Origin of the sequence: Pyrobaculum sp., from assembly GCF_049971835.1 — an archaeon.
In the GTDB taxonomy this organism is placed as follows: domain Archaea; phylum Thermoproteota; class Thermoprotei; order Thermoproteales; family Thermoproteaceae; genus Pyrobaculum.
This window is the reverse complement of record NZ_JBMFKV010000307.1, coordinates 1-1,868: the sequence shown is the minus strand read 5'-3', so window position 1 is coordinate 1,868 and position 1,868 is coordinate 1. Positions and strand designations below refer to the sequence as shown.

The window sequence follows — 1,868 nt, the reverse complement described above, 5'->3', positions numbered from 1 at the left end:
CCAGAAAGCAGTTTGGCAAAGTTGGATAGTAAAAACATAGGCACTTCCAGTGTCTACAAGCCTCGTAAAAGATGTCGCCACTAGGGGGCCGTGTACTGGTCAGGGCGGGTGTTGTGCTACATACTCATTTGATTAGAGTTGCCGCTATTTGACGATGTGCCACACATACTTGTTGAGCTAGAGTAATGGGGATCACTCTCTTGGCGAAGCTTTTTAGGCTCTAAGCGTGGGTAAAGTTCCGCGTCTGTTATAAATCCCCCGACATCTGTGTATATTGACGCGGAGAAGCCGGGATATCTAGGTGAGAGAGCTCCGCAGGTTGTAGCTGTAGCTGAAAAGACGCTGGAGAAACCTGATAGAGGCCTAGTTTGTGAGTTACTCCAAGTCTCTAGAGAGGCGGTACATGTTTTACCAGAGGCGGGGCCAGAGGCAATTGTGGGACTCGCCATAGTTGAGGCGGCGTTGCGTCTACTGGATCGCAGAGGCTTTACCCAAATAACGAGAGGGCTAGAGAGGGCTGGTGTGGTGGAAGTAGATCTAGCAGAATACCGCAGATGGAAAGAGAAGAGGGAAGATTTGGAAAAGAAAATTGAGGCAGTCCTAGACTTAATTAAAGCGGAGGCCCCCAGATATGGGTTGCGGCAGAGTAGCTTTGAAATACGGGTGAAGGATCAATTAGCTACCGCGACGAGACTTGAAGATTTAAAAAGAAGAGAGCTGAGAGAGGCGACGGTAGCCGACAGGGTAATAGCGTTCATAACTGGATTTGTATACAACTCGGCTTGGACACGTGTAGTTCTAAAAGCATTGTTAAGAGAGGATGCCCATAGGGTATTTGAGCTGGCGCCCGGCGTCTGTGGAAACTTGTTTGGCGTATCTCCTCCCTTTTTCAAAAGCAGTGGCAAAGTAATAATTGCGTTACTAGAAGACTACGCAGAGAGAGGCTTTCTTAAGATCACCATAGAAAAAGTGGGAGATAGATACAAAATCGTGGTACACAAGGAGGGGGAGAACTTGGCGGCCGAGGTATCAGTACTGAAATCAGATAGATATGGAGAATTCGCCATTGCGAGGCTCAGAGGCCCGGCGGTAAAGGCCCTCGCTATAGAGGAACACTTATCTGAGACAGAGGGCGAGGCGTTGAGGAAATACTTCAGAGGCCTGGGAGGCTGGCTAGCCTCAGATATATCGTTTAGTAAAGTCGTCAACAGGCCAAGAGTAGATACCACATCTTATACGCAGAAGGAAATCTTCCGCGCCATGGGCTTCACAATGTGGACGAGGGATGTAGGCAACATAACGAAGTACGGCGTCAAGCCGTACTACAGCGGTGATGCAGTTAAGGACTCACCAATTTGGACCTACCTCCAATACTTAGAAAAGAGAATCAAGGACTTCAGGGAAAGCGGTTTACCAAACGCAAAAGCCGCCAGATCTTTAGCTCTGGAAAAAATCTATGTCTATAAACAAAGCCTTAAGCCAGCACAGTATAGGCAAATGAGACACCACTTGGCGAGACTAGAATACGCCATTCATCAGATAACCAACGGCGTAGTTGCTGGAGAAGCCGATAGAGAGAAAACAGCGCTGTGCATACACAGCTACTCTAAACATAGACTAACATTACCCATGTTGGAGATGGATCTCAAGAAACACTGGGCCTACGCCCGCCACATCTACCCCCTGCTTGACACAGTCGACATGAGCCCTCCGGAATACGCCTACTTTCTCCTTAACAACATACTAGGCGATGGATATGTCCGGAAATACGACGTCACAATCGTCGCGGGAGATTTCAAAGGAGTAAAAAATAACCTCCCCCTTAATATATACCACAAGGCAGCTCTTTACATCATCTCTTTAGCAAC

1 protein-coding gene is annotated in these 1,868 nt (G+C 47.9%); it reads left to right on the top strand.

All coding sequences use genetic code 11. The features are described 5' to 3' along the window. Positions 1-267: 267 nt before the first annotated feature. Positions 268-1,868 (top strand): hypothetical protein (locus tag ACP5J3_RS14020; RefSeq protein ID WP_428496246.1); only part of this gene is annotated, 1,601 nt, incomplete at its 3' end.